Origin of the sequence: Paenibacillus whitsoniae, assembly GCF_003955665.1 — a bacterium.
GTDB classification, from domain to species: Bacteria; Bacillota; Bacilli; order Paenibacillales; family NBRC-103111; genus Paenibacillus_E; species Paenibacillus_E whitsoniae.
This window is the reverse complement of the sequence record NZ_RXHU01000146.1, coordinates 1-4,763: the sequence shown is the minus strand read 5'-3', so window position 1 is coordinate 4,763 and position 4,763 is coordinate 1. Positions and strand designations below refer to the sequence as shown.

The window sequence follows — 4,763 nt, the reverse complement described above, 5'->3', positions numbered from 1 at the left end:
CCGGCGGGCAGAAGCAGCGCGTGTCGATCGCGCGGGCGCTTTTCACAGATCCGGAGATTCTGATGCTGGACGACGCGCTGTCGGCGGTTGACGCCAAGACGGAGGCGGAAATCATTCGCGGCATCCGATCGGAACGTGCAGGCAAAACCACGCTCATCACGACGCACAGACTCTCTGCCGTGCAGCATGCGGACTGGATTCTCGTGCTCGACGAAGGCTATGTGGTGGAAGAAGGCACGCATGACCAGCTGCTCGCGCTCGGCGGTTGGTATAAAGAGCAATATGAACGGCAGCAAATCGAAGCGCAGTTGAACGCGTAAAGGTCGGTGAATATAGAGAATGAAACAGACAGGAAAAAGGTTAGTGCAGTACGCGGCTTTATTCAAAAAACCGCTGCTCTTCGCGCTCCTCTGCCTCTCCATCGCGGTTGCGACGGAGCTGGCGGGGCCGTTTATCGCGAAGCGGATGATCGATACCCACATTCTGGGCATCGAAAAGCCGTGGTACGAGACGGCGTCCGCCACGCAGACGGAGAAGGCGGTCCCCTGGGAGGGGACATTTTATAAGCGCAGCGATAATTTCGCGGCGGGTGAAGCGCACGGCCGGGAGGTGCGGATTTTGCAGGTCGGCTCGGCGTTCGTCTGGGTCGATCAGGCGATTACCTTCGACGGCGTGCGTAAGCTGACGGAGGATGGCAAGCTGACGATCACGTCGGGCGAGCAGCAGGCACAGTATGTGTACACGAAGCTCGGAGCGGCACAGTTGTACGCGTTTTATAAGCCGGAGTTTACCGAGCTGATGACGCTGGCGGGCTTTTATGTGATCTTGATCATCGTGGGTGCGGGCTTTACGTACGGGCAGCGGTACTTGCTGCAATCGGCGGCGAATCGGATCATTCAGCGCATGCGCCGGGATGTGTTCGCGCAGATTCAGCGGCTGCCGATTACGTATTTTGACAATCAGCCGGCGGGCAAAGTCGTGTCTCGGATCACCAACGATACAGAATCGGTGCGCGATTTGTATGTGCAGGTGTTGGCGAACTTTTTTACAGGGACGATTTATATTGTGGGCATTATCATTGCGATCTTTGTGCTGGATTACCGCCTCGCCCTGTTCACGTTGCCGATTATTCCGCTGCTGCTCGGGTGGATTGTGCTGTATCGGAAGTATGCGTCGGTCTACAACCATGAGATTCGGGAGCGCATTGGCGCGATTAACGGGATGATCAATGAAGCGATTCAGGGGATGACGATTATTCGCGCGTTCCGCCGGCAGAAGGAGACGACAAAGGAGTTCGACACGCTGAATGACGAATACACGATGTATCAAAACAAGCTGCTCAGCCTGAACTCGCTGACGTCGCATAATTTGATGAACGTGGTCCGGAACGTGTTCTTTTTCGGATTGATCTGGTATGTCGGGGGCAGCTCGCTGAATGCGTTGATCTCCGTCGGGGTGCTCTACGCGTTCGTCGATTACCTCAACCGGATGTTCCATCCGATGGTTGGGATTGTCAATCAGCTGCCGAATCTGGAGCGGGCGATCGTGTCGGCGGATCGGGTGTTCGAGCTCCTGCAGGAGCCGGGCGTGGACGTCGTGGAAGGCGATGTGGCGCGCTTCCGGGGGCATGTGCAGTTTGAGAACGTGCGCTTCGCCTATAAAGAAGGCGAGGACGTGCTCAAGAATATTTCCTTCGAGGCGAAGCCGGGGCAGACAGTTGCGTTGGTCGGACACACAGGATCCGGCAAAAGCTCGATCCTCAACCTGCTGTTCCGTTTCTACGACGTACAGCATGGGCGGATAATGATTGACGGGCGCGATATCCGCGAGCTGTCGAAGCAAGAGCTAAGGCAGCACATGGGCATCGTGCTGCAGGATCCGTTCCTGTTCACGGGGACGATCGCATCCAACGTTTCGTTGGATGATCCGTCCATCACCCGGGAACGGGTGGAGGCGGCACTCCGCGACGTCGGCGCAGCGGAGATGCTGGCGGCGCTGCCGCACGGCCTCGATGAGCCGGTCATCGAGAAGGGCAGCACGCTGTCGGCGGGGCAGCGACAGCTGATCTCGTTCGCCCGGGCGCTGGCGTTCGACCCGGCGATTCTCATTCTCGACGAGGCGACCGCGTCGATTGACACCGAGACCGAGGCCGTCATCCAGGCGGCGCTCGGTGTGTTGTCCAAGGGGCGAACGACGTTCGTGATCGCCCATCGGTTGTCGACGATCCGCAGCGCCGACCAGATTTTGGTGCTCGACCATGGCGAGATCGTCGAGCGGGGCAGCCACGAGGCCCTGATGGCGCAGCAGGGCCGGTATTTTCAGATGTACCAGCTGCAGCAGGGACATCAAGGGGGTGCGCCGGCGACGACGGAGCCGGAGGCGGCGCCTGAGCTCGAGCCCGGCGAGGTGCGCGGGCGGGCTTAGGCGGCGGGCCGATAGGCCACCGCCGGGGAGTGCGCCGGCTAGACGCAGCGAGCCGTGTGCCGCATTGCCCTGCCTGAACTGGAATTTCTCCNNGGAGAAATTCCAGTTCAGTGTATGCCTAGCTCGCCGGGCAGATCCCCCGCAGACGAAAGCTGTCATCCTATGGTACAATGGGACCAATTCCTAGCACATGAAACGGAGGCGATGGCCATGCGTTCAGATACGGCGCGTGTGCTGAATATCATTCAGCTTTTGTCGGAAATTGCGATTTTGGCGGGTTATGCCCTCGGCATGATTCCATTTGTGTATTTGTGGTCCTGTGCGTGGGTCATTCCGCTGGTGTTTGTCAACTTGATTTTTGCGATTGTTACCGGCAATGGAACGACGTTCAAAACGATTGTGAATATTGCGATGGCGTTCCTGAGTTTTATCCCGCTGCTTGGTTATGTGTTCCGTGCGATCGGCATTTTGATCTCGGTGCTGAATATCGCGGCACTTTCGAAAGACAGACCGAGATACTAAGGGGTACACGTAGCACCGTTAGTCTCACATTCAACTTAATGAGCGGCCGAGTAAAGACCCACAAGAACGTCGAATGCAGCTAATGCATGCCAGGCTATTCCAAAGCCTGCAAATAAGCAGGAATNNCGAAAAGGCAGTTTTTTTCTTCATTTCTGCTGAAATCGTGGCTGATCTGAGAAAATACCTGCTGATTCGCAGGCATTTCTTGATACAAAGGAGAATGTTGAAGAATGCCTGCGTTTTTGCAGCTTTTTAAACAAGTCTACGACGAGAGAGCCTCTCGGCTGCTTTGCAAGGTTACCGCAAAACACATCTTTTCTTGGCTGAGGGAACGGGGGCGCGATGACGGCCGACCTCTGCACGGGGGAGGATGTGTTTTTGTCATAGGATGAGATGACGGCTAACGTCGACAGTACGTGCAGATTTGCGAAAAATAGGAGGGTTTATGAATGCGTTTTCAATAGTGACGTTTGTAATGCAGCTATCAGTACTTTGCTGGTTATTTTTATATGTATTGGTATTGGCGCTGCGCTCCGCTACTTCAGCTGGCGGAAGAAGCAGGCATCTGAGCTCAATCGGCGCCTTGACCGCGTAATTGAACTGTTGGAGGGGGAGCGGGGGTAACCAGCTCTGTGTCGGTGTACGCCTTCGAAGCCGCTGTCCCGCGCCGCCAATATCTCGCCTGCATGGACTCCACAAGCACCTTTACGGGAAGGATAACAGACATGAACATTTTAATCATAGAAGATGATTCCAGCATTCAAATGCTGCTCAAGCTCAGCCTGGAGGTCGAGGGCTTCCGGCCGACGGTGGCCGGTACGGTCGCGGACGGGATTCGGGAGCTGACGAACCGCACGGTTGACCTGATTTTGCTCGATCTGACGCTGCCGGATCAGTCCGGCTTCGAGCTGCTCAAGCTGCTGCGTGAAGACTACGCGGACATTCCGGTGATTGTCTTGACGGCCCGCAATGAAATGAACGACAAAATATTAGGCTTCCAGCTGGGCGCGGACGATTATTTGACGAAGCCGTTTGAGACGCGGGAGCTGGTAGTGCGGATTCATGCCGTGATGCGTCGGATGAAGGCCGCCCGGCCTGCGGCGTCCTCGTCCGCGGACAAGCTGCAAGCCGGGGTGATCGAGATCGACCGGGCGGAGCGTGCCTGCAAGGTGGACGGGAAGCCCATCAAGACGACGAGCAAGGAGTTTGAGCTGCTATGGCTCCTGTGCAAAAACCCGAAAAAGGTGTTCACCCGCGAACATTTGCTGGACCAGGTCTGGGGTTACGAGTATTACGGGCAGACGCGTTCTGTGGATATGCTTGTAAATCGGCTGCGGGAAAAACTAAAGCCGCATGATCATGTGCTCGCGACGGTGCATGGCACGGGCTACAAGCTGGAGGTTTGACGATGCGGCTGCGCAATAAGCTGTTTTTTCAGCATGCCATCACGATTATGATGCTGCTGGCCGCGATGTATGTCGTGGTCAATTACACGCTGAGCAAGAGCATGATTGAACGCGACACGCAGACGTTGGGTCAATATTACGGGCTGCACCGCATTGAGACGCTGAAAATTGTCAACGATAAGAAAATTACGGTGGAGCAGCTGTTTTCAGGAAGCTACGCGCCGTTCATGGCTTCGCACCTGGCGGCGAACAATAACTTTCAGGTGCAGCTGTTTGACGCGTATGGCACGATTACCGGCGATAGCGGCAACAAAGAGGATCTGATCAAGCGCAGCGATATTGAAGCGGCCCTGAAAGGAGACACGGCGACGGTCATCACGGAAGGCGAGCGGGGCAAAGTCTTGATCTATG

The 4,763-nt window shown here is 56.1% G+C and carries 6 protein-coding genes; all 6 read left to right on the top strand.

Annotation, left to right across the window (positions count from 1 at the left end; genetic code table 11):
- Positions 1 to 320: ATP-binding cassette domain-containing protein (locus EJQ19_RS31190; protein ID WP_126145109.1), on the top strand; the 320-nt coding region annotated here is incomplete at its 5' end.
- 19 nt (positions 321 to 339) lie between these two features.
- Complete coding sequence (locus EJQ19_RS31185; protein WP_126145108.1) at positions 340 to 2,424, top strand: ABC transporter ATP-binding protein; 2,085 nt, start codon at positions 340 to 342, stop codon at positions 2,422 to 2,424.
- Between the two features lie 210 nt (positions 2,425 to 2,634).
- Entirely contained in the window at positions 2,635 to 2,946 is a 312-nt protein-coding gene (locus EJQ19_RS31180) for a hypothetical protein (RefSeq protein ID WP_126145107.1), read from the top strand.
- A gap of 393 nt (positions 2,947 to 3,339) precedes the next feature.
- Entirely contained in the window at positions 3,340 to 3,570 is a 231-nt protein-coding gene (locus EJQ19_RS33120) for a DUF4083 family protein (RefSeq protein WP_126145106.1), read from the top strand.
- Between the two features lie 101 nt (positions 3,571 to 3,671).
- Positions 3,672 to 4,352 (top strand): response regulator transcription factor, encoded by a 681-nt coding sequence (locus tag EJQ19_RS31170; protein WP_164716859.1) that lies wholly within the window; start codon positions 3,672 to 3,674, stop codon positions 4,350 to 4,352.
- A gap of 2 nt (positions 4,353 to 4,354) precedes the next feature.
- Positions 4,355 to 4,763 (top strand): hypothetical protein (locus tag EJQ19_RS31165; RefSeq protein WP_164716857.1); only part of this gene is annotated, 409 nt, incomplete at its 3' end.